This window comes from Mycolicibacterium mageritense, from assembly GCF_010727475.1.
Classification (GTDB): Bacteria; Actinomycetota; Actinomycetes; order Mycobacteriales; family Mycobacteriaceae; genus Mycobacterium; species Mycobacterium mageritense.
Map to the genome: position 1 here is coordinate 2,268,860 of NZ_AP022567.1, position 21,000 is coordinate 2,289,859.

At 66.5% G+C, this 21,000-nt stretch carries 16 protein-coding genes; 5 read left to right on the top strand and 11 right to left on the bottom strand.

Annotation, left to right across the window (positions count from 1 at the left end):
- Nucleotides 1–6: 6 nt before the first annotated feature.
- Nucleotides 7–1,146: an acyl-CoA dehydrogenase family protein gene (locus G6N67_RS10880; protein ID WP_036432231.1), complete on the top strand. Its 1,140-nt coding sequence runs from the start codon at nucleotides 7–9 to the stop codon at nucleotides 1,144–1,146.
- Here the strand turns inward: G6N67_RS10880 and G6N67_RS10885 are convergent.
- On the bottom strand, nucleotides 1,110–2,156 hold the full coding sequence (locus tag G6N67_RS10885; protein ID WP_036432230.1) for a Gfo/Idh/MocA family protein: 1,047 nt from the start codon (nucleotides 2,154–2,156) through the stop codon (nucleotides 1,110–1,112). The two genes, G6N67_RS10880 and G6N67_RS10885, sit on opposite strands and share 37 nt — an antisense overlap.
- A 269-nt stretch (nucleotides 2,157–2,425) precedes the next feature.
- On the opposite strand from G6N67_RS10885, the gene G6N67_RS10890 reads away from it, so the two are divergent.
- Both G6N67_RS10890 and G6N67_RS10895 read left to right on the top strand, forming a co-directional pair.
- Nucleotides 2,426–3,259, top strand: coding sequence for a mycofactocin-coupled SDR family oxidoreductase (locus G6N67_RS10890; RefSeq protein ID WP_036435390.1), 834 nt, complete (start codon nucleotides 2,426–2,428; stop codon nucleotides 3,257–3,259).
- 77 nt (nucleotides 3,260–3,336) lie between these two features.
- Nucleotides 3,337–4,398: a LacI family DNA-binding transcriptional regulator gene (locus G6N67_RS10895; RefSeq protein WP_036432228.1), complete on the top strand. Its 1,062-nt coding sequence runs from the start codon at nucleotides 3,337–3,339 to the stop codon at nucleotides 4,396–4,398.
- A 27-nt stretch (nucleotides 4,399–4,425) separates the two neighbouring features.
- Here the strand turns inward: G6N67_RS10895 and G6N67_RS10900 are convergent, their stop codons facing one another.
- Nucleotides 4,426–6,042, bottom strand: coding sequence for an APC family permease (locus G6N67_RS10900; protein ID WP_063835114.1), 1,617 nt, complete (start codon nucleotides 6,040–6,042; stop codon nucleotides 4,426–4,428).
- Between the two features lie 308 nt (nucleotides 6,043–6,350).
- Here G6N67_RS10900 and G6N67_RS10905 point away from each other — a divergent pair, with 308 nt between their 5' ends.
- Nucleotides 6,351–6,827, top strand: coding sequence for a heme-binding protein (locus G6N67_RS10905; protein ID WP_036432226.1), 477 nt, complete (start codon nucleotides 6,351–6,353; stop codon nucleotides 6,825–6,827).
- A gap of 100 nt (nucleotides 6,828–6,927) precedes the next feature.
- Here the strand turns inward: G6N67_RS10905 and G6N67_RS10910 are convergent, their stop codons facing one another.
- From G6N67_RS10910 to G6N67_RS10950, 9 genes are all read right to left on the bottom strand, one after another.
- Nucleotides 6,928–8,346, bottom strand: coding sequence for an HNH endonuclease signature motif containing protein (locus G6N67_RS10910; RefSeq protein ID WP_163642165.1), 1,419 nt, complete (start codon nucleotides 8,344–8,346; stop codon nucleotides 6,928–6,930).
- Between the two features lie 92 nt (nucleotides 8,347–8,438).
- The gene (locus G6N67_RS10915; RefSeq protein ID WP_036430206.1) at nucleotides 8,439–9,101 is read right to left on the bottom strand and encodes a ThuA domain-containing protein; all 663 of its coding nucleotides are present in this window, start codon (nucleotides 9,099–9,101) and stop codon (nucleotides 8,439–8,441) included.
- Between the two features lie 27 nt (nucleotides 9,102–9,128).
- Complete coding sequence (locus G6N67_RS10920; RefSeq protein ID WP_197747980.1) at nucleotides 9,129–10,517, bottom strand: aspartate ammonia-lyase; 1,389 nt, start codon at nucleotides 10,515–10,517, stop codon at nucleotides 9,129–9,131.
- Nucleotides 10,514–11,056, bottom strand: coding sequence for a VOC family protein (locus tag G6N67_RS10925; RefSeq protein WP_051578543.1), 543 nt, complete (start codon nucleotides 11,054–11,056; stop codon nucleotides 10,514–10,516). The genes G6N67_RS10920 and G6N67_RS10925 overlap by 4 nt, the downstream gene beginning before the upstream one ends.
- 13 nt (nucleotides 11,057–11,069) lie before the next feature.
- A complete protein-coding gene (hisD, locus tag G6N67_RS10930; protein WP_036430210.1) occupies nucleotides 11,070–12,407 on the bottom strand; it encodes a histidinol dehydrogenase in 1,338 nt (445 codons plus the stop codon).
- Nucleotides 12,408–12,546: 139 nt separating this feature from the next.
- Nucleotides 12,547–13,731 carry an MFS transporter gene (locus G6N67_RS10935; RefSeq protein WP_051578544.1) on the bottom strand — a complete coding sequence of 395 codons (1,185 nt, stop codon included), beginning with the start codon at nucleotides 13,729–13,731 and terminating at the stop codon, nucleotides 12,547–12,549.
- Nucleotides 13,728–15,740 carry an oxidoreductase gene (locus tag G6N67_RS10940; RefSeq protein ID WP_051578545.1) on the bottom strand — a complete coding sequence of 671 codons (2,013 nt, stop codon included), beginning with the start codon at nucleotides 15,738–15,740 and terminating at the stop codon, nucleotides 13,728–13,730. Before G6N67_RS10940 ends, G6N67_RS10935 begins: the two co-directional genes overlap by 4 nt.
- Before the next feature lie 41 nt (nucleotides 15,741–15,781).
- Nucleotides 15,782–17,341 carry an FAD-dependent oxidoreductase gene (locus G6N67_RS10945; RefSeq protein ID WP_051578546.1) on the bottom strand — a complete coding sequence of 520 codons (1,560 nt, stop codon included), beginning with the start codon at nucleotides 17,339–17,341 and terminating at the stop codon, nucleotides 15,782–15,784.
- Nucleotides 17,342–17,488: 147 nt separating this feature from the next.
- Complete coding sequence (locus tag G6N67_RS10950) at nucleotides 17,489–19,051, bottom strand: PucR family transcriptional regulator (RefSeq protein ID WP_036434786.1); 1,563 nt, start codon at nucleotides 19,049–19,051, stop codon at nucleotides 17,489–17,491.
- Nucleotides 19,052–19,200: 149 nt separating this feature from the next.
- Between G6N67_RS10950 and G6N67_RS10955 the strand changes: the two genes are divergently transcribed.
- A complete protein-coding gene (locus tag G6N67_RS10955) occupies nucleotides 19,201–20,985 on the top strand; it encodes a thiamine pyrophosphate-binding protein (protein WP_036430214.1) in 1,785 nt (594 codons plus the stop codon).
- The last annotated feature ends 15 nt before the right edge of the window (nucleotides 20,986–21,000 follow it).

Below are 21,000 nucleotides of genomic sequence, written 5' to 3' on the forward strand. Positions count from 1 at the left end.
GCAAGTATGTCGGTCGACCGCCTGCTGCCCTCTGACGAAGCCCGTGAACTCATCGCGCTGACCCGCGACATCGCCGACAAGGTGCTCGATCCGATCGTCGACGAACACGAGAAGGCCGAGACCTACCCGGAGGGCGTCTTCGCCCAACTCGGCGCGGCGGGACTGCTGAGCCTGCCGCAGCCCGAGGAATGGGGCGGCGGCGGCCAGCCCTACGAGGTGTACCTGCAGGTGCTCGAGGAGATCGCGGCGCGCTGGGCCGCGATCGGGGTCGCGGTCAGCGTCCACAGCCTGTCCTCGCACCCGCTGCTGGCCTACGGCAGCGAAGAGCAGAAACAGCGCTGGCTGCCGGGCATGCTGTCAGGGGAGCAGATCGGTGCCTACAGCCTGTCCGAACCGCAGGCCGGGTCCGACGCCGCCGCACTGAGCTGCAAGGCCACCCGCGACGGCGATGCCTACGTGCTCAACGGCTCCAAGGCGTGGATCACCCACGGCGGTCGCGCTGACTTCTACACGTTGTTCGCCCGCACGGGCGAAGGCTCCAAAGGCATCTCGTGCTTCCTGGTGCCGGGCGACCTCGACGGGCTGAGCTTCGGCAAGCCCGAGGAGAAGATGGGCCTGCACGCCGTCCCGACCACCTCGGCGTTCTACGACAACGCTCGCCTCGACGCCGACCGGCTGATCGGTGCGGAAGGCCAGGGATTGTCGATTGCGTTCTCGGCGTTGGATTCCGGCCGGCTCGGCATCGCCGCGGTCGCGGTCGGCATCGCCCAGGCGGCGCTCGACGAAGCCGTCCGGTACGCCAATGAGCGAACCACGTTCGGCCGCAAGATCATCGACCACCAAGGCCTCGGATTCCTGCTGGCCGACATGGCTGCCGCGGTGGTCAGCGCCCGCGCCACCTATCTCGATGCCGCCCGGCGCCACGATCTGGGCCTGCCGTATTCGACGCAGGCCTCGGTGGCCAAGCTGATCGCGACCGACGCCGCGATGAAGGTCACCACCGATGCCGTGCAGGTGTTCGGCGGCGTCGGCTACACCCGGGACTTCCGGGTCGAGCGGTTCATGCGCGAAGCCAAGATCACGCAGATCTTCGAGGGCACCAACCAGATTCAGCGGCTGGTGATCGCACGCGGGTTCGGTTCCTGATTCAGCGACACTCGTCGGCCCGTCTCGGCTGACTCGAGAATGGCCAGGCAGACACGCAGGGCGTTCACGGCGTCCCGGCCGTCGACGACGGGGCGGCCGTCGCCGTGAACGGCCCGCGTGAAGTGGTCGAGAGTGATGTCGTACGGATGCCTGCGGTCGGGCACGTCGATCTCTCGCTCGCCGCCACTGTCGCGTAAGAAGACGCTGCCGATGGGTTCAGGCGTCATGACCTCGGGCGCGTGAATGCTGCCAAGTTCGCCGTGCACCTCCAGATAGCTCGGCGTGTACGGCGTGGTGAAGGCGTCGTGGAACCGCACCAGCACGTCGTCCTCGTACAGCAGCACCGATGCGGCCGCATCGTCGGCAGCGCTCTCCCACCGGCCCTGCCGCACCGTGATGGCCGTCGCCTCGAGTGCACGGGTGCCCAGCAGCGGATTGACCACCGACGCGTCGTGACCGGTGAGGTCCATCACCACACCGGCGCCCGGGGCGGCACTCAGCCGCCAACCACGCAGCCGTTCCGGCAACAGCGACGTGTGCCGCACGTTGACCGACAGGACGCGCCCGATTGCGCCGTCGTGCACCAGTTTCCGGATGGCCCGGTGGGTACCGGCCGCCGGCAGGTGGTGGTTCACCGCCAGCACCACACCGTGATCGGCGCATGCCGCGACGATCTTCTGGGCGCTGTCGAGGTCGGTCGAAACGGGCTTTTCGCACAGGACGTGCTTGCCTGCCGCGGCAGCGGCAGCCGCGTGGGCCAGATGCTGCTCGTTGGTGCTGGAGATGTACACGGCGTCGACCGCCGGATCCTCCAGTAGCGTCTCAAGGCTGAAATCGGATTCGGTGGGCGGGATTTCGTTACGGACCGAGAATTCCCGGGCGTGATCGGCACTGCGGCTGGCGACCCGGAGGATGCGATGCCCCTCCCGCCGAAGCGCGGGGATCATGCGCGTTTCGGCGATGTCACTGGCTCCGATCAGGCCCCAGGCCAGGCTCGGGTGGTCGGCCATGTGCACACCTCAGCTCTTCGGTTGCGGGCGATTGACACTCGTGGTCAACGTACCGCGCCCTCGGCGTATGCGTCCCGATGACAGGCGGATCATGATGGGCACGAATGCAATTCGCCCTTCGATGAGCAAAGTCGGCACCGATTCCACGCCCTTCCTCCTGCCTGTTGACCGTTGATGAATCGTATCATCGCAGGTAGATGGCGTCTAGGACTGTCGGACTGGCCAACGTGGTGATACGATTCACCAACCCGATCGAAGAGGAGCTCGCCATGGGAAAACTTGACGGAAAAGTCGCGTTCATCACCGGTATCGCCCGAGGACAGGGCCGCTCGCACGCGCTGACACTGGCGCGCGAGGGGGCTGACATCATCGGGCTGGATCTGTGCGCGAAGCCGTCGACCACCGCCTATCCCGGCACCACCGAGGACGACCTGCAGGAGACCATCCGGCTGGTCAAGGAGGCCGGCCGCCAGATCGTCGCCGAGGTCGCGGACACCCGCGACTTCGAGCAGGTGAAAACCGTATTCGACCACGGTATAGAGCAATTCGGTCGCGTGGACATCGTCATTCCGAACGCGGGTATCTGCTCGGGCGCCAAAACGTGGGAGATCAGCCCACAGGACTGGCGAGAGATGGTCGACATCAACCTCAACGGGGTCTTCCACACTGTCAAAGCCGCGATTCCCACCATGATCGCCCAGAACGAGGGCGGATCGATCGTCTTCATCGGTTCCACGGAGGCCATCAAGGGCGCTGAGAACATCTCGTCGTATGCCGCGGCCAAACACGGCGTGACGGGCCTGATGACCTCATTGGCCCGTGAACTCGGCCGCTACCGCATCCGGGTCAACTCGGTGAATCCGACGTGCGTCGACACCCACATGATCAACAACGACTTCGTCTACGGCCTGTTCCGTCCCGACCTCGACAAACCCACGCGCGACGATGTCATCGACACCTTCAGCGGCACCCACATCCTTCCGGTGCCGTGGATCCAGCCGCAGGACGTCAGCAACGCGATCCTTTACCTGGTGACCGAGCCGGGTCGCTACATCACGGCCACGCCCCTGGTCATCGACGCCGGTTTCATCGTGAAGTCATGATGAGCGGGGCCACAGCCCCGTCAGAAGGCCCTCCCGCAGGCGTTGCCAGAACCCGCGGGAGGGCTACTCTTTGCCAAATGGTCACCATGAAAGACGTCGCCAAAGCGGCAGGCGTTTCTCAGGCCGCGGTGTCCTACGCCTACAGCGGCTCCGGCCGCGTATCGGCCAGGCAACGCGAGCAGATCTTCGCGGTGGCCGCAGAATTGGGATACACGGGCCCCAACATCGCCGGAAGCAGCCTGCGGCTGGGCCGGATCGGAACCGTCGGAGTACTGGTGCCCGGTTCGCTGGCCACCGCGGTGGAGGATCCATCCACCGCGTTGCTGCTCAAAGGCATCGTCGAGGTCGGTGAGCTCGCCGACGTAGCCCTGACCCTGCTGCCCGTCAACCGTTCCGCCGACCAGTCCAACCCCGTGCAATCGGCCGCCCTGCGGGGCCTGGTCGACGGCGTCGTCATGCACTGCCTACCCAACGAACATCCCGTGGTCGAGGCGATCCTTGCCCGCCGCATACCCGCGGTGGCCATCGATTCGCCACGCCTGCCCAACATCCCGTATGTCACCGTCGACCATCGCCAGGCCGGCGCCGACCAGCTGAATCATGTACTGGGCCTGGGGCATCGGCGCATCGGCATCGTCTCCGATCGGCTCGGGCCGGGTGCGCTACCGGGCCTGCGCGAGCTTTCCGACATCGAGGACGTCAGCGAAACCTACCTGCAGCAACGCCTGGCCGGGTACCGCGATGCCGTCGCCGCAGCCGGACGGCGCGGTATCAAAGCCACGCTCATAGAAGCCGCCGACATCGACATGCAAAGCGGCATGCACGCCGTCGAACAGTTGACGGAAGATCCCGAGCCGCCGACGGCGATCGTGGCGACATCCGACGTGCACGCCGTGGCAGCCATGAAAGTGCTTGAACGCAAACAGATCTCCGTCCCCCAGCAGGTGTCGGTGATCGGATTCGACGACGCGCCGATCGCCGATCTGGTGGGATTGACCACGATTCACCAACCACTGTGCGAGAAGGGCAAGACGGCGGCAACCATCCTGCTGGACCTGCTCGACGGCCGAGCCCGGCGCCGCTCGGTCAAACCGACCGAACTCGTGGTGCGCTCGAGCACAGGCCCCGCCGAGAATTGATTCCCGGCGGGGCCTCTGGGGCATCTCCTATTCGGAGGCGTTGACCGCCTCCCGGTCCTTCCGATGGTGCGGCTGCGCGACGGGCGGGGTCGGCTCCGCGAGCGGCACGTCCTCGGCGACCTCGGCCATGTCGTCCGCGGCCCGGTGCTCCCGCAGCAGATTGGCGATCTCGATGGCATCGCCTTCCGGCGCGGTCGAGTGCCGGTAAGGCTTGGCGACCACCATGTAGATCAGGCCGACGGCAACCACCACCACGAACCCGGTGAGAGCGATCCAGCGATCGAAGAAGTGCAGGCTGGGGTCGCCGTTCGGGCGGGCCAGCACGATCATCGACAGCACGCCGTAAGTCAGGGCACCGATGCTGACCGGCCAGCCCCACTTGCCCAGCGTCCACTGACCACCTGGCTTCCAGCCCTCGGCACGGGCCCTGATGGACGCCACCACGACCATCTGGAAGGCGAAGTATCCGGCGAGCATCTGGAAGGCGGCGACACGGAACAGCGCGTCGGGCAGGAAGTACAGCAGCAGGAACAGGCAGAAGCACAGCGACGCAACCAGAATGGTCGAGTTCAGCGGGATCTTGCGGCTGGAGATCTTCTTGAAGATCTGTGCCCCGGGGAACATGTCGTCGCGGGCGAACGAGAAGATCAAGCGCCCGCCTGCCGCCTGCTGCCCCATGACACAGGCCAGGAACGAGGTCAGTGCCACCACCAGGAAGATCTTGGTGCCGATCTCGCCGAAGTTGTCGGTGAGGATCGCGGTGATCGGATTGGCGACATCACCGGCCACGATGGCTTGCAGGTTCGGTGCCGCCAGAATGTAACCGATGAAGGCGAACATCGCTGCCGCGCCGCCGAGCACGACGGTCAGCATCATGGACCGCGGAATCGACCGACTCGGGTTGGGCGTCTCTTCCGCGACCTCACCGCAGGCTTCGAAGCCGTAGTACAGCACCAGGCCGATGATGGCCGCGGTCACGAAGGCGCTCATGTAGTCGCCGTCGCCGCCCGTGCCAAAGGTGTTGAACAGCACTGAGAAATCGTTCTTGCGGGCGAAGACGAGCAGGTACAGCCCGACTACGATGATGCCCGCCAACTCGGCGGCCAGGCCGATCTTGGCGATGGTGGCCAGTGTCTTGGAACCGGTGGAGTTCAGCAGCACACAGATCACCACGACGACGGTGGCGATGATCAGCTTCTGCAACGGGGTGGAGGAGATGTTGGAATCCGGGTTGAACAGTGCCAGAACGAAATCAGCGCTGAACATCGCTGTGGTGGTGCAACCCACCACGACGCCCGCGATGTAGATCCACGACATGATCCAGGCATACTGGCCGTTCCACAGCCGCCGCGCCCACTGGTAGAGACCACCGGCGATCGGGAACTGCGACACGATCTCGCCGAACACCATCGCGACGAGCAGCTGGCCGAACGCAGCGATGACCAACCACAGAATCGACGGCGGGCCGGCCGTCGTGAGGGCCTGGGTGAACATCGAGAGCACACCCACCAACGGCGACAGATACAGGAAGCCGAGCGCGAAGTTCGACCACATGCCGATCTTCCGGTCGAATTTCTCTTCGTATCCGAGTACCCGTAAGTGGGCGTCGTCGCCGCTGAGCGACCCACCCTTTGTCACTGTCATTGCGATCTCCTCGACTCAGGTTCATGCGATTGGCTGAATTGGTCAACTAGCCGTTGGATCCGAGGCCATGTGACTGCTACCACATATGAAGTCTGATGCGGACACCCTGGCGCAGGCAGACCCAATTCGTGCAAGGAACAGCGGTTGAATTTCTCACTACGGATACCGATTCCGGATGGCAATGCGGCTGCAACACGGGTTAAACATGCAGGTCAAACGCTTACCGGCGGGGATGCGCAAGGTTCCGAGCGGTCTTTTCACATGCTGGGCATATCCGCGCGACCACGCCGACCCTACCGTCGGGTGTCATGACTGATTCCACGTTCGATTGGCCCGCACAATACGCAGCCGTCGTCGCCGAAGAGAACGCGCTGGGATTTGCCCGATTCACCTATCCGGACGCGTGGGCGCTCGGCGGCGCCATGGTCACGGCGGCGACCGCCCGAGCACACCCCGTGGCGATCGCGATCAACTTCGGCGAGCAACGCGTCTTCCACGCGGCCCTGGCGGGATCGTCTGCCACCAACGACGATTGGCTCACGCGCAAGTTTCGCGCGGTCGCCAAACACAACTGCTCGTCGTGGGCGCTGGCGTGCCTGGTGCGCGCCGAGGGTTCGGACTACTTCACCGAAGGCGGGTATAGCCGGGAATCGATCGCGTTGGCCGGCGGTGCGGTGCCGCTGCGGGTGCATGGCTCGTTGATCGGCGCGGTCGGGGTGTCAGGTCTGGCCGAAGAGGACGATCACCGGTTTGTCATCGACGCGCTGCGGGCGTTTCACGGCTGACGCTCGGCTTCAGCCGCGCAGTCGGCAACATCCTGTTGCGCTCCACCCCAATGTCGGGATGACAGCGCAGAATTCGGTGACGTGGTGGCACCAGGCCGGGTCAGAAGGGGGGTGGTTCGGCGTGGTCGGTGAGCCATTGTTGGTGTTGGCGTTGGGTTTCGGCGAGTTGTTCGTTGAGTGCGTGGCGGAGCCGGCGTTCGGCGGCGATGCGTTGGGCGGTGTCCTGATCACGAGCTTGGCGGCGTCTGGGCATCATGACGGCCTTGTGCGGGCCGGGTTCCTGCGGGGCGGGCAGGTCGAGCGCCCCTGTCGGCCGCCCCAGGACCGGGAATAGGACCGCGCCGTGGGCGTCGGTGCTGTAGACATGCCCGGTGGGGGTGGTGAATTCCACGGTGCCGTCCGGGTGTTGCCGATCCCACCAACCCTGGCAGAACGTCTTCACCAGGTGATGAAGAGTGCAGTAGAGCTTGGTGTTCGACGGATGCGTCGGCCCCACCGGATACGGCGTGGTGTGATCAATCTCGGAATTGACCGCGGGTTGGTCGCAGCCCGGAAACCGGCACGTGACGTCCCGCCACGTGATGAAGGTGGTCAGCGTGGCCGAGGGCCGGTACCGCGGCTCGGGGGCATCTTCGGGAATGACCACCGGGGTGATCTTCGCGATCTTGGCGAGGTCGCGGACGGTCTCGGCGGGCTGGATGCCGAATCCCGGTAGGTAGCCGGGGTCGTCACTGGTGCCGTCGAGGGTGGACTGGTTGGCCAACACATGGATCACCACATCGGCGGTGCGGTGCTGTTCCGCCGCCGCGGGGCAGTCGTCGAGCCCGCACTGGCAGTCCAGCCAGGGGCGGCCACGGCTCAGCGCGCCGATGGCGTCGGTGCGGCGCTGCATCCCGGTGCGGGGATCCTGATCGCAGACGGTGGCGGCGAGGGTGATCAGGCGTTGTTCGAACGCGGCGGCATCCAGGGCATCCAGCCGGGCCCAGATCCCGGCCATGCCGGGTTCGGTGGGGGCGATCTCCACATACCGGCCGTCCTCGACCTCCGGCGGTACCCGCACGGCGTCGGGGTCGTGTTTGGCGATCCACTGATCCACCCGATCCCGCAGCTTGGGTTCCGACAGGCGCATCCATTTGTCGCAGTGCCGGGCCATCGCCGCGTCCAACCCGGGCCAGGCCTCGTCGGTGACGTTGGGGGTGCGCTGGATGATCATCTCCATCACCCGCCAGTCGATGTCGCCGGCGGCGAAGCGGGCCGCCACCGCCGGCATCTTGCGCAACGCGCGGGCATGACGGATCTGGGTGCCCGCCCGGGCGCGGCTGATGCGCAACGCCGCCGACACTTCGGCGGCGACTTCTTCGAACGGGTCGACCCGCCAGAACACCGTTTCGGCCAGTTCCACGGTGCGCCGGGCGTCGAGGCGGCCGATGTGGTCCAGGCGGGTAGCGATCGCGGCGGATTCGGCCCGCCAGGCCGCGCTCATCCCGTCGATGAACTCCGCACCCGACCGATCGAACATACGTGCGATTCTACCGATCCACCCCGACAATCCCGCAGGTCACAACCCCAATTGTGGACGAAAACCAATCTGGGGATAACCCGCGCCTCGCCCTACCGGCGAACAGCCCAGGCGATTCCCTGCTTGGTCAGCCGGCGGACGTCGTCGCCTGCAAGATCCTGGGGAGCGTGACCGATCGAGTGGTAGAAAACCCGCCCTTGACCCCACTGCCGCACCCAGGCAACCGGGCTCTTCAAGCCGTCGAGCCACGCGAAATGCTCGCCGTTGAAGGTGGTTTCGGCCAAGACGTGGTTGTTGAGGTCCACGCTCATGTAGTACTGCTCAGAGGCCACGGGGAAGTCGCCGACGCCCTGGGTCACTTCGTGTCCACGGTCGACGATGGTCACCTGGTACGGATGTGGGTAGCCCTCGCCCGCGGGGTGGGCGAGGAAGTCGCCGCCCAGCATCAGGTGGTACCGCAGGCTCGAGCGGAACGCGGCCGCAGCGCCGTGCCACGCCGCGACGCCAGTGCCGGACTCGACGGCGGCCAGCAGGTGGTCCTCCTGCGAATCCGTGAGATCCTCGGTGGTCAAGGCGTTGTTCCAGCCGATGATGATCAGGTCGTAGCCCGTCAGATCGCGGTCGAGCGTGAAGATGTCCTGGGACTCTTCGAGATTGAAGCCCAGCTCGCCTACCACCAGTTCGCGGGTCCACTCGGCGATGTTGTAGGGGCTGTGGCCGGGCCACCCGCCGTACAGGTAGAGGACATTCGTCATGTGCAGAGCCCTTCCTCGCTCACGTGTTCACAGTCCGGCCAAAGACTCGGGCGCCAGCAGTTCGGCGACCCGGTCAGCGCTCAACAGCCCTTCGGCCACCACGATTTCGGGTACCGGCTTTCCGGTTTCCAACGCGGACTTCGCTATTCGCGCCGCGGTGGCGTAGCCGATGTAGGGGTTCAGCGCGGTGATGACCCCGATCGAATTGGTCACCGACTCGTACAGCCATTCACGGTTGGCGGTGATTCCGAGCACGCAGCGGTCGCGCAGGGTCCGGCACGCCGCATCCAGGTGTGCCAGCGACTGGAACAGGCAGTGGGCGATGATCGGCTCGAATGCGTTGAGCTGCAACTGCCCGGCTTCGGCGGCCATGCTGATGGTGACGTCGTTGCCCACCACTTCGAAGGCCACCTGGTTGACGACTTCAGGGATGACGGGGTTGACCTTGCCGGGCATGATGCTGGAACCTGCCTGCACCGCAGGGAGATTGATCTCGTTGAAGCCCGCACGGGGCCCTGAGGACAACAAGCGCAGGTCGTTGCAGATCTTCGACAGTTTCAACGCGGTGCGCTTGAGCACGCCCGACACTTGCACGAAGGCCCCGACATCTTGCGTGGCCTCGACCAGATTACCGGCCGTGGAAAGCTGGAATCCGGTGATGGCGCTGAGCTTTTCACATACGAGGGCCGCATAGCGCGGATGCGCGTTGAGCCCCGTGCCGATCGCGGTGCCACCGAGATTGATCTCCGTGACAAGCCGAGCGGCCTCCTGCAGCCGTTCAGCATCCTCCGCGAGCATCACGGCATAGGTGCTGAACTCCTGCCCGAGCGTCATGGGCACGGCGTCCTGTAACTGCGTGCGCCCCATCTTCAGCACCGTCGCGAACTCCGCTGCTTTCGTCCCGAAGGCCGCGGCGAGATCGGTCATCGTGGCGTGCAGCGCGGCGATCTGCACCTGCAGCGCGACCTTGATCGCGGTGGGATACACGTCGTTGGTGCTCTGGCTGCGGTTGACGTGTTCGAGCGGATGCAGCCGCTCGTAATCACCCCGGCCCGCCCCGAGCAGTTCCAGCGCACGATTGGCGATCACCTCGTTGGCGTTCATGTTCGTCGACGTTCCCGCACCGCCCTGGACCACGTCGACGACGAACTGATCGTGCAACGCGCCCGCGGCTATTTCCCGGCAGGTGGCCGTAATCGCTTCGGCCCGTTCGTCATCGAGCAGGCCGAGATCGCGATTGGCCTCGGCGGCTGCCTGTTTCACCGCGGCGAGCGCGTTGACGAACAGCGGATACACCGACAGCGCAATCCCCGAGATCGGGAAGTTGGCGAGGGCCCGCGCGGTGTGCACCCCGTAGTACGCGGACGCGGGCACCTCGAGGGTGCCCAGGGAATCCTGCTCGGCGCGAGCCGTCATCGCCATGTCGGACTCGGGCCGGCCATCGCCGCCCCGGGCAGGCCGTCATAGAACCCGCCCGACGCGCAACTGGTGAGTTCCAACTGCATGCCCCACGGGGTCTGGAAGTAGAACCATCGCTGCCCGGCGACCGGTGCCGACGGGTCGACCCCGTTCGGTCCCTGCTGCACGACCACGCCCGGGATGGCACGTACGTACTCATACGCGGCGTCGATGTCGTCGACGTAGAACGCGAGGTGATGGCCGCCGACATCGCTGTTGCGCGGCAACGCCGTCCGCTGATCGGGTGCTTGATACTCGAACAGTTCGACGTTGTGGTGCTTGCCGATACGCAGCATCGCGATGGTGCACTTCGCGGACGGGTCGACGTTGAGCCTGCGGTGCATACCATCGGACTCGGCGTCGGCGAACGGCCCGTCGAAGAAGATCAGCTCGGCGCCGAAATGGTCGACGAAGAACCGGACGGCTTCGTCGAGATCGGGCACCGTGTAGGCGACATGGTCCACCGCACGCAGGCTGGGCACTTTGGGTGCAGACATATGCGTCCTCCCGTCAGCTCGGTACGGTAGCCGAGTCCTCGGCGAACCGGTGTTCGGTCCAGTCGAGCACATCTCCACCGTATTTCGCGGCCCGCACGTCGGCCGAGCGGGCGTGGCCCTCGAAGTTCTCCAGCCGTGCCGCGCGACCGCAGATGCGCGCGAGCTCTGCGCTGGACTCCGCGTTGTCGATCTCCTGATACGTCACGGTCTTGAGGAACTTACCCACCCACAGACCGCCGGTGTAGCGCGCGGCGCCCAGGGTTGGCAGCACGTGATTGGTGCCGATCGCCTTGTCGCCGTAAGACACACAGGTCTTTTCGCCGAGGAACAGCGCACCATAGTCGTGCATCTCGGTGAGCGCACGGCGCGGTTCGGCGGTGAGGATCTGTACGTGCTCGCTCGCGTAACGGTCTCCGAGCGCGAAGGCCTCGGTGAGGGTTTCGACCAGGTGCACTTCGCCGTAGTTCTCCCACGACACCGCGGCCACCTGCTTGGTGGGCAGGTTCTCCAGCTGACGTGCCACCTCGGCGATGGTCTCGCGGCCCACGCGCTCCGATGTGGTGACCAGGACACAGGGGGAATCCGGGCCGTGCTCGGCCTGGCTGAGCAGATCTGCCGCGACGATGAACGGGTCGGCGGTGTCGTCGGCGATGATCAGCACTTCCGTCGGGCCCGCGAACAGGTCGATCCCGACCTCGCCGAACAACTGCCGCTTGGCCTCCGCCACGTAGGCATTGCCGGGACCGGTCAGCAAGTTGACCGGCTGGACGGTCTCGGTGCCCAGGGCCAGCGCGCCGATCGCCTGCACCCCGCCCAGCACATAGATCTCGTCGGCGCCGGCGAGATGCATCGCGGCGACGCTGATGGCCGGCGGCGTGGCCTCGTTGGGCGGTGTGGTTGCGGCGACCCGCTCGACGCCGGCGACCTTGGCCGTGACCACCGTCATGTGCGCCGACGCGGTGAGTGGGTAGCGGCCGCCCGGGACGTAGGCGCCCGATGCTGTGACGGGAACGTGCTTGTGGCCCAGCCGGATTCCCGGGAGGGTCTCGATCTCGATGTCGAGCATCGCGTCGCGCTGCGCCTGGGCGAAATTGCGCACCTGCCGCTGCACGAAAGAGAGATCCTCGATCACGGTGCCGGGCAGATCCGCGATGATCTTGGCGACTTGTTCCTCACCGAGCAGGAACGATTCCGGCGTCCAGCTGTCGAAGCGTTCGGAGTACCTGCGCACGGCCGAATCACCGTTGGCCCGGATGTCGTCGAGGACGGCGGCGACGGTGTCGACCACCTGCGGATTGCTCTTGTGCGGTGTGCCGACCTGCGCGGCCGGCGCCTTGAGGATGATCGACACCGATTCTCTCCTTGACGCTGTGACGGGGATGCTGCCGGCGGTATCCGCTCTGGCGTGATTCCAGTCTCAGGCCCGCGTGGTGACCGTGGCAGACCCAAGGTGTGCAGTAGATCGCCGAAGCGCTGCACCAGTTGGTCAGCTAGCGACCAGAGGATTTGTTGGGCGCAACGGTCGATGCGGTGGCGACGCAGGCCAGTACCGCGAAGAACGGGATCGCGAATGCGGCATTGAGCGACGTGACCTCGCCCAGCCAGCCGATGACGGCGGGCCCGGCAAGGATCGCCAGATAGCCCACCCCGACGACGCGCGACAGCGCGCGCCCGGACGCACCGCCGAGATTGCCGGCCGCGGTGAAGACCTGTGGCACACCGCCGGACAGTCCCAGGCCGAACAGGATCCATCCGACCACGCCGACCGCGAGGTTGGGCGCGACAATCACCACCGCGATACCGACGGCCGCCACGACGCAGCCGTACCGGATCACCGCCACCGGGCCGATGCGTTGCGCGATGCGGTCCACCGTGAACCGACTGACCGTCATCGCCGTGACGAACGCACCAAATGCCATGGTGCCCAGCGCCGGCGACGCGCCGAAGTGGTGCTGCGCGTGCACGCTGGCCCAGTCCATGGCCGAGCCCTCTGACAGCAACAGCAGGAACGCCAGCAGACCCAGGACCAGGATCTTGCGGGGTCTGCCCGCCGGACCGCTCTCGACCGCGTCCGCCGCAACGGGTTCCTGCGGCGTATCGGCCCAGGCGTGCAGCGCGAACCAGGCCCACCCGACGAGCACCACACAGCCGCCCCCGACGGCTGCAGCGGCCACCGGGGTCGGCGCGCCGAGCGCATAACCTGCCGCGCCGAGCAGCGATCCGATCACCGTGCCGATCGAGAACACCGCGTGGAACGACGCCATGATGGCCCGGCCGTAGCCGCGTTCGACGTGGACAGCCGCGGCGTTCATCGCCACGTCGGCGCTGCCGGTCGCGAACCCGAAGACGAAAGCCCCGACGCCCACCAAGATCGGCTGGGCCATCGCGAGGGGAACCGTCACGGTCGCGGCCATCGCCGCACCGGCCACCGTGGCTATGGTCGCGGTCCCGAAGCGGTCGGTCAGCGGCCCGCACAGCTGCATGCCGGCCAACGCCCCGACCCCGACGACGAACAGCACCGTGCCAAGAGACGAGGTCGACAAACCGGCTGCCCGCTGCAGGGCCGGTAGGTGCACGGCCCAGGTCGCGAGGATGATGCCGAAGGACACGAACAGCGCGAACACCGCCCCGCGCGCACGCGCGAGACGGTGTTCGTCGGTCTGGCATCGCGTCAAACGGTGACGCCTATCCGCCGCGCGGCGCGTTCTCCTTCATGCACGGCCTCCATCATGGTCCGGCTTGCCACCGCATCGCCAATACGCTCGACGGGCACGCCGCGGTTCTTGAGCGCGAAGTACAGCCCCGTGACAGGGCGGTGCCAGCCGGCCAGGATCACGGTGTCGATGCCGCGCAGGGTGTCCGCAAAACCCTTTTCGACGATGTCAACGGTCGCACCGTCGATCGCCGTCACCGTCGTGAACGGGTGTGTGCGCATGCCTGACCGGTGGATGCGCGGCACCGCGAGGTTGGCGCTGAACGGCCCGAGCTTGGCACCCACGTATGGCAGCGGCGTGACGAAATCGACCTCGTGGCCGGCCTCGGTCAGCTGCAGGGCCAGCCCGATCCCTTTCCAGCCACCCTCGCCGTCGTCGACGATCGCCACGTGCCGGCCGACGGGCTTGTCCTCGTCGAGTACGTCCCACACCGACAGGACGTGGTCCTGGTCGAGACCAGGCGTGAACGTGATGCCCTGCGCAAGGTTTCCGACGATGTCGTGACCCGGAGCCGAGCCGGTCGCCACGATGACGTGGTCGGGTTGCAGCGCGAGCACCTCGTCGGCCGTAGGTGCCCACCCCAGCCGCACGTCGACGCCGTACTTGGCGACCATGACGTCGAGATGGTCGATGACGCCGCCGATCTCCGCGCGCCCCTTGATCTTCGCGGCGATCCGAAGCTGGCCGCCGGTGCGGTTGCGGCGCTCGATGAGGATGACCTCGTTGCCCTGGCGGGCCGCGGTCTCTGCGGCCTTCATTCCGGCGGGTCCGGCCCCGATCACCACGACGCGGCGCCGGATGGTCACCTGAAGCAGCGTGCCGATGCCGAGTTCACGCTCGTAGCCGGCGGCCGGGTTGTGCACACACGACGAATGCGTGACCGCGAACAGCCGGTCGATACACCCCTGGTTGCATCCGATGCACCGGCGGATCTCGTCGAGCCGGCCCTCTTGCATCTTGTTCACAGTCTCGGGATCGGCGATCTGCTGACGCGTCATCGCGACCATGTCGGCGTGACCGAGGTGCAGGATGTCGGCGGCGTCCATGGGATCGTTGATCCGGCCGACCGCGATGACCGGGATGTCGACGACCGATTTGACCGCAGCGGCAAGGCTTTCCCAGATGCGCTTCGGGTGTTGCATGTCCGGCACGTTCTGGTGTGCCTCGTTGTACGTCGCGGCCTTGACACAGATGTAGTCGATCTTGCCGGGCGCCGCGATCGCCTGGGCGATCTGCTGTGCGTCGCCGACTTCGAGGCCTCCGGGGCTGAAATCGTGGCCCTGCAGGTTGATTCCGACCAGGAAGTCGGGGCCCACCTCGTCACGCACCGCGTCGATGACGCGCATGACGATGCGCATGCGGTTCTCCAGGGTGCCGCCATAGTCGTCGTCGCGATGATTGGAGAACGGCGACAGGAACGACGCCAGCAGGTAACCGCCATAGCCGGAGTGGATTTCGACACCGTCCATGCCGCCCTGCTTGGCATGCCGGGCCCCGATGGCGTGGGCTTCGACGATCTCATCGATGTCCTCGACCTCCATGGCCTTGGGCATCTCCAGGTTGAACGGGCACGGAGTGTTGGACGGGCCCCACAGGGCTCGTTCGGTGAACGTCGAATGTCCTTGCCGGCCACCGTGTCCGAGCTGCATGACGATGCGAGCTCCGTATTCGTGCACGGCGTCGGAGATCTTGCGCAAACCCGGCACGATCTCGGGCAGCCAGGCCCGCGGCTCACCCGGGACGTCCTGTGAGGTCGGGTGGATCTGAGGGAAGGCCATGCCGATCAGGCCCGCGCCGCCGATCGCCCGTTCGCGGTAGTACGCGACGTGCTGGTCGGTGGGCAGGTAATCCTTGGCCATGCCCGTGCCGTGGCCGGTCATCACCACGCGGTTGCGGATCTCGACGTTGCCGAGCGTGATCGGTTCGAACAGGGGCGCGAGCACGGGGTCGGTGCCGACGGTAGCGGTCATCGCTGGACGTCCTTAGCTGAATGAGAAGTAGTGGCAGACGATTACGCGGTCAGCGCACCGGAGTGCCCGAGCCGCAGCGACAGCGCGGCGGCGGTGATCGCCGGATTGACGGCGGCCGACGACGGGAATGTCGAGGTGTCGGCGATCCACAGGTTGTCGAGATCGTGGGCCCGCAGGTCCGCGTCGACGACGCTGGCGCCGGGATCGACACCCATGACCGCGGTGCCGCACTGGTGCGACGTGGCCTCGACGCCGAGGCTGCGGGTGAGCACGACCGGGAAGCCGGCCCTGCGCACCACTTTCTTCATGTTCGCGATCAGTTCGTGGTGCGCCGCGAGATTGGTTTCCCGGCGGAACAGTGAGATCTGCCCCTTGGCGTTGAGCGTGACCCGGTTCTCGGGCAGCGGCAGGTCTTCGGTCTGGATGAACAGGTCGAGCGTGTACTTGGTGACCTCGTCGAGGATCGGCAGCGGCACCCAGGGCTTGCCCATCTTGGCTTGGGGCCCACGGAGTTTGCCGAGGCCCTGCACATTGCCGAGCGGGTACTTGTTGGTCGGCCCGGCGGTGTACCAGTCGTTGATGCCGATGGTCTTCTGGTAGACGGCCTCGTTCTTGCGACGCGGATCGATCGCGAGAAAGAACGTCGTGATGTGCGCCATGTAGTTGCGGCCCACCTGGTCCGACGAGTTCGCCAGGCCGCGCGGATGCTGCTCGGAGGCCGAGCGCAGCAGCAGCGCCGCGGTGTTGACCGCACCGCATGCGACCACGAAACGGTTGGCCCGCACCTGGATCGACCGACCGTGATGGCGGATCCTTGCCGCGGTCACGCGGCGGCCACTGGTGTCGGTGTCGAGGCGGGTCACTTCGGCGTTGGTCAGCAGCTGAACGTTGCCCGCCTGCAGCGCGGGGCGCACCGCGGCGACGTCGGCGTCCCCTTTGGCGTCGACCATGCACGCGAACGAGTCACAGGTGTAGCACAGGACGCAGCCGCCGCCGGGCCGCCGGTCGAGCGCCTGTGGCGCCGAGAATGGATGCAGTCCTTGCTTTTTCGCACTTTCCACGAGCCGGGCCATGGCGCCTTCGTGCGGGACGCCGGGGAACGGATAATCGGTGGACCGCCACGGATCGGTGGGATCCTCCCCTTTGTTGCTGTGCACCCAGAACATGTGCTCGGCCTCGCCGTAGAACGGCTCGAGATCGGCATAGTCGATGGGCCACGCCGGCGAGACGCCGTCGACGTGTTCGATCGCGCCGAAGTCGCACTCGCGGAATCGCGGCAGCGTCGCCCCGTAGAGCTTCGTGCTGCCGCCGACGTAGTGATAGTTGCCCGGGACGAAATCGCCGCCGGTGGTCTCGTCGTGCCACGCCGCGGAGTTCTTGTAGCGCCCCTGGGTGTGGACCGCCTCGAACGACCAGTTCTCGCGCTCGACCGGTAGGAAATCGCCTTGTTCGACGATCAGGACGCGGGCACCGGAATTGCGCAGCGCATACGCCAGGGTGCCGCCACCCATCCCGGATCCGATGATCGCGATGTCGGTCTCGAGGATTTCGGGTGGGTCGACGACGACCTGTGACTGCACAGCTGCCGCGGGAATAGCCATGGGATAGAGCTCCTCTGGGCTGAGAGGATGTATTGAGTGTCGCCTGGCGACACCGTCAAAGCTAGTGACGGCCGCCGACGGGCACGAGCCCCAGACTGCGAAGAGCGACGACGCATGGGTGCACAGGGTGTGCAGGGGCTTGGTGTCTCAAGGCTGGTTCTGCCGTTGCAGCAGGTCATGTCCGCGCACCGCGAAGATCAGGGCCTGGCGCGTGTCGGGGTCGTCGAGTGAGCGCCCGAGCAGGCTCGTGATGCGCTCCAGGCGGTAGTACAGCGTGCGTCGTTGCACGAACAACGCCTGGGCCGCTTGAGATTTGTTGCCGTCACAGGACAGGTAGGTCCGCAGCGTCGGCAGCAACGGGTTGGTCGCCTTGGCGTCGTGTTTGAGGATCGGCCCCAGCTCGTCCTCGATGTAGCGGGCGAGCTCGGGGCCGCCCGCCAGCGAGGCCAGCAGCCGCAGCACACCGAGATCGTCGAACCGGTGTACGGCCTTGTCGGGGCGCGCGGCCGCGACCGACGCCGCGCTGCGCGCCTGTTCGACCGCAGTCGGCAGCTGGCCGGCAGTGACCGGCCTGCTGAGGCCCGCCCGCACGTTCGCCGCGGTCAATCGCTCCACCACCTGCTTTTCCGAGCTCGTCCGTGGCAGGCCCATCACGGCCAGGGTGTGCTCACCCAGATCGGCGACCACTGCAGGCAGATGCAGTGCCCAGCACATCTCCTCGATGGCCTCGTCACTGGTGTTGCCTGCCGGGGTTTCCCGGCACACGAACACCGCGAGCAGGGCCCGGTCGCGCAGATCCCGCCCGATGCGCAGTGCCCTGGCGACGAACGCGTCGCCCGAGATGTCGCCCAGCAGCAGGCGGCTGACCAGCGCGTTCTGGCGTTGCGCTGACCGGGCGCCGCTCTCACGCGCGCCCAGCAGCGCGATCGCGATGCCGTCGGTGGCCCGGTCGACCGCGTAGGACGCGGTGCCTGCCACCGTCGCGCCGCCGTGCAGCACGTGCAGCCAGCCCCACCGTTCGCCCCGCAGCACGACGGCGCGTCGGGTGCAGTTGCGCGCCTCGTTGACGTTGCCGTCGGTGGACATCGAATCGTGGTCGATGCGGGAATGGTGTTCCCATTCGGTGAGCACCTCGTCGCCTGCCGGCGTGCCACCGGAGTAGGCGACGATCTGGCGCGTCGCGTCTTCGAGGACTGCGGGGTGCCCCACCTCGGCGCTGAGTGCATCGGTGAAGGCACCCGGGTCGCCGCCGGCCAGCAGCAGCTGCATGAAGCTCGCGTTGAGCCGCTCGTAGGCACTCAGGTCGAGCACGCGCTGGTCGACGATCGACTCGTGCACCTGGGCCGAGACCTCGACGAACGGCAGCTCGCCGTCGAGTCCGACGACCGGAAAGTTGCGCTCGTTCGCCGCGTCGATCAACGCCTGCGGCATGGTGTCGAACGCGCGCCCGCTGAGCTCGATGATGAGCACCGCGGCTTCGGAATCGGCGATCTGCGTGATGTACTCGCGTTGGCGTTCCGGCGTGGATCCGATGCCGAGACCGGCGGTCAGCAACATCTCGCCGCCGGTGAGAAACTTTGCGATGTCCGGGATTTCGGTGGGGTGCACCCATCGCACAGTGCGCCCGAGGCCCTCGACCCCGGCGTAGATTTTCATCGGGACACGCGTGAACACCTCGAGTTCGAGTGCTGCACGAACGGTCATCGCCATGATCGCCACCACCTTCCGGCGGACACATTGTGCAGCAATTTCTTGATGCACTGCTCAAATTGAGTCTAACGAGATGCCGGCCACCGTGGGCAGACTGGTCGCAAGATCGCCGCTCTGTCGCTCAAGACGCAACACCGAAAGGATCCTCAATGCCCAGGCTCAACGGCGGGCAGGTCATCGCCCGAATCCTCAAGGAGTACGGAGTCCCCTATGTGGCAGGTATTCCCGGCCACGGCATCTGGGGGCTGATGGACGCGTTCAACGAGGACGAGTCCAAGATTCCGTTCATCCAGACCTATCACGAGCAGAGCGCGGTACACCTCGCCGACGGGTTCTACCGGGTATCCGGCACCCCGATGTACGCTGTCACGTCGATCGGCGCGGGCGCCTCCAACACCGTGCTGGGTCTCGCCACTGCCTACAGCGACTCGACGAGCGTGCTGGTGATCACCGGTGGGCCGCCGCGCCACATGCGGGGCCGCGGCGTGCTCCAGGAGCTGGAACGCCAGAAGGACAACGGTTTTCCGCAGGTCGCCGAGGCGGTGTCCAAGCGCAGCTGGGTCGCCAACAGCATCGAGGATCTGCCGTTCATCATGCACCGGGCGTTCTCGACGATGCTCACGGGCCGCCGGGGCCCTGCGCACATCGAGGTGCCGTGGGATCTGCACGCCGAGACGGCCGAGGTCAACTTCCACGACCTGGCGCGACGTCTTCCGGTCGGCCTGCAGTACCCGGATCCCGAGGCCATCGAGCGTGCCGTCAGCCTGCTGGGCACCGCCAAACGGCCCGTGATCGTCGTGGGCGGAGGTGCGATCAGCGCGAACGCGACCGACGAGGTCCGCGCCCTTGCCGAGGGTTTGAACATCCCGGTCGTCACCACGTGGAACGGCAAGAGCGCCTTCCCCGAGGACCACGAGCTCTTCGTCGGCAGTGTCGGCCAGACCGGAACCATCCACGGCAACTACCTGGCCGCCAACGCCGACGTGGTGGTGTCCATCGGCTGTCGGTTCACCGACTGGTCCTCATCGAGTTACGCCAAGGGACAGTCGTTTTCGTTCCCGCCGGCCAAGCTCATCCACATCGACATCGACCCGCACGAGATCGGCAAGATCTACCCGGCCGAGGTCGGCATCCTGGCCGATGCCAAGCCCGCGGTGGCCGCGATCGTGGCCTCACTGCCGGCCAAGCCCGACCGCACCGACTACCTTGCCGAGGTCGCGCAGCGCAAGGCCGACTGGGAGAACGAACTCTCCACTCGCCGCGACACCGACCGCTTCCCGTTCACGCTGCAGCGCCCACTGGCCGCGTTGCGCAACGTGATGGACCGCAGCGGCATCGTGCTGGCCGGTTCCGGCAACACGCAGGGCGCGGTCAAGCAGACCTTCCCGGTCTATGAACCCCGCACGCACCTCACCACCGGCGGCTTCTCGTCGATGGGCTGGCCCGTGCCCGCCGCACTCGGCGCCAAACTGGCTGCGCCCGAACGTCAGGTCGCGACCATCACGGGCGACGGCGACTTCCTGATGACCGCCCAGGAGATCGGCGTGGCCATCCAGCACGACATCCCGGTGGTGTTCATCGTGCAGGACAACTCCGGGTACATCTCGATCCGCGGTGGCCAGCGCAACGCGACCGACCGCATCATCGGCACCGAGTTCAACCGGCCCGACGGCACGCCGTACAGCCCGAGCTTCAAGGCCCTGGGCGAGTCGTTCGGCCTCGAGTCCTTCCGGGTGGACTCCGCCGCGGATCTGGAGCCGACGTTCAAGCGGGCATTCGACGCGAAGGCGCCGGTCCTGGTGGAGGTTCCCACCGACCGCGACCTGGCGAGCCCGTTCGTGCCCGGCTGGCTGGACTTCCCGCCGCTGCCGCACATCACCGACGAGCGTGCCGACGAGTACCGCGCGAACCGCGCCGGCGAACAGCACCAGTAGACCCAAGGCCACGGC

Excerpts from the sequence above, each read along its gene's own strand:
- G6N67_RS10880 (WP_036432231.1), top strand. The coding sequence starts at position 7 with ATGTCGGTCGACCGCCTGCTGCCCTCTGACGAAGCCCGTGAACTCATC.
- G6N67_RS10885 (WP_036432230.1), bottom strand. The coding sequence starts at position 2,156 with ATGGCCGACCACCCGAGCCTGGCCTGGGGCCTGATCGGAGCCAGTGAC.
- G6N67_RS10890 (WP_036435390.1), top strand. The coding sequence starts at position 2,426 with ATGGGAAAACTTGACGGAAAAGTCGCGTTCATCACCGGTATCGCCCGA.
- G6N67_RS10895 (WP_036432228.1), top strand. The coding sequence starts at position 3,337 with ATGGTCACCATGAAAGACGTCGCCAAAGCGGCAGGCGTTTCTCAGGCC.
- G6N67_RS10900 (WP_063835114.1), bottom strand. The coding sequence starts at position 6,042 with ATGACAGTGACAAAGGGTGGGTCGCTCAGCGGCGACGACGCCCACTTA.
- G6N67_RS10905 (WP_036432226.1), top strand. The coding sequence starts at position 6,351 with ATGACTGATTCCACGTTCGATTGGCCCGCACAATACGCAGCCGTCGTC.
- G6N67_RS10910 (WP_163642165.1), bottom strand. The coding sequence starts at position 8,346 with ATGTTCGATCGGTCGGGTGCGGAGTTCATCGACGGGATGAGCGCGGCC.
- G6N67_RS10915 (WP_036430206.1), bottom strand. The coding sequence starts at position 9,101 with ATGACGAATGTCCTCTACCTGTACGGCGGGTGGCCCGGCCACAGCCCC.
- G6N67_RS10920 (WP_197747980.1), bottom strand. The coding sequence starts at position 10,517 with ATGACGGCTCGCGCCGAGCAGGATTCCCTGGGCACCCTCGAGGTGCCC.
- G6N67_RS10925 (WP_051578543.1), bottom strand. The coding sequence starts at position 11,056 with ATGTCTGCACCCAAAGTGCCCAGCCTGCGTGCGGTGGACCATGTCGCC.
- G6N67_RS10940 (WP_051578545.1), bottom strand. The coding sequence starts at position 15,740 with ATGACCGCTACCGTCGGCACCGACCCCGTGCTCGCGCCCCTGTTCGAA.
- G6N67_RS10945 (WP_051578546.1), bottom strand. The coding sequence starts at position 17,341 with ATGGCTATTCCCGCGGCAGCTGTGCAGTCACAGGTCGTCGTCGACCCA.
- G6N67_RS10950 (WP_036434786.1), bottom strand. The coding sequence starts at position 19,051 with ATGGCGATGACCGTTCGTGCAGCACTCGAACTCGAGGTGTTCACGCGT.
- G6N67_RS10955 (WP_036430214.1), top strand. The coding sequence starts at position 19,201 with ATGCCCAGGCTCAACGGCGGGCAGGTCATCGCCCGAATCCTCAAGGAG.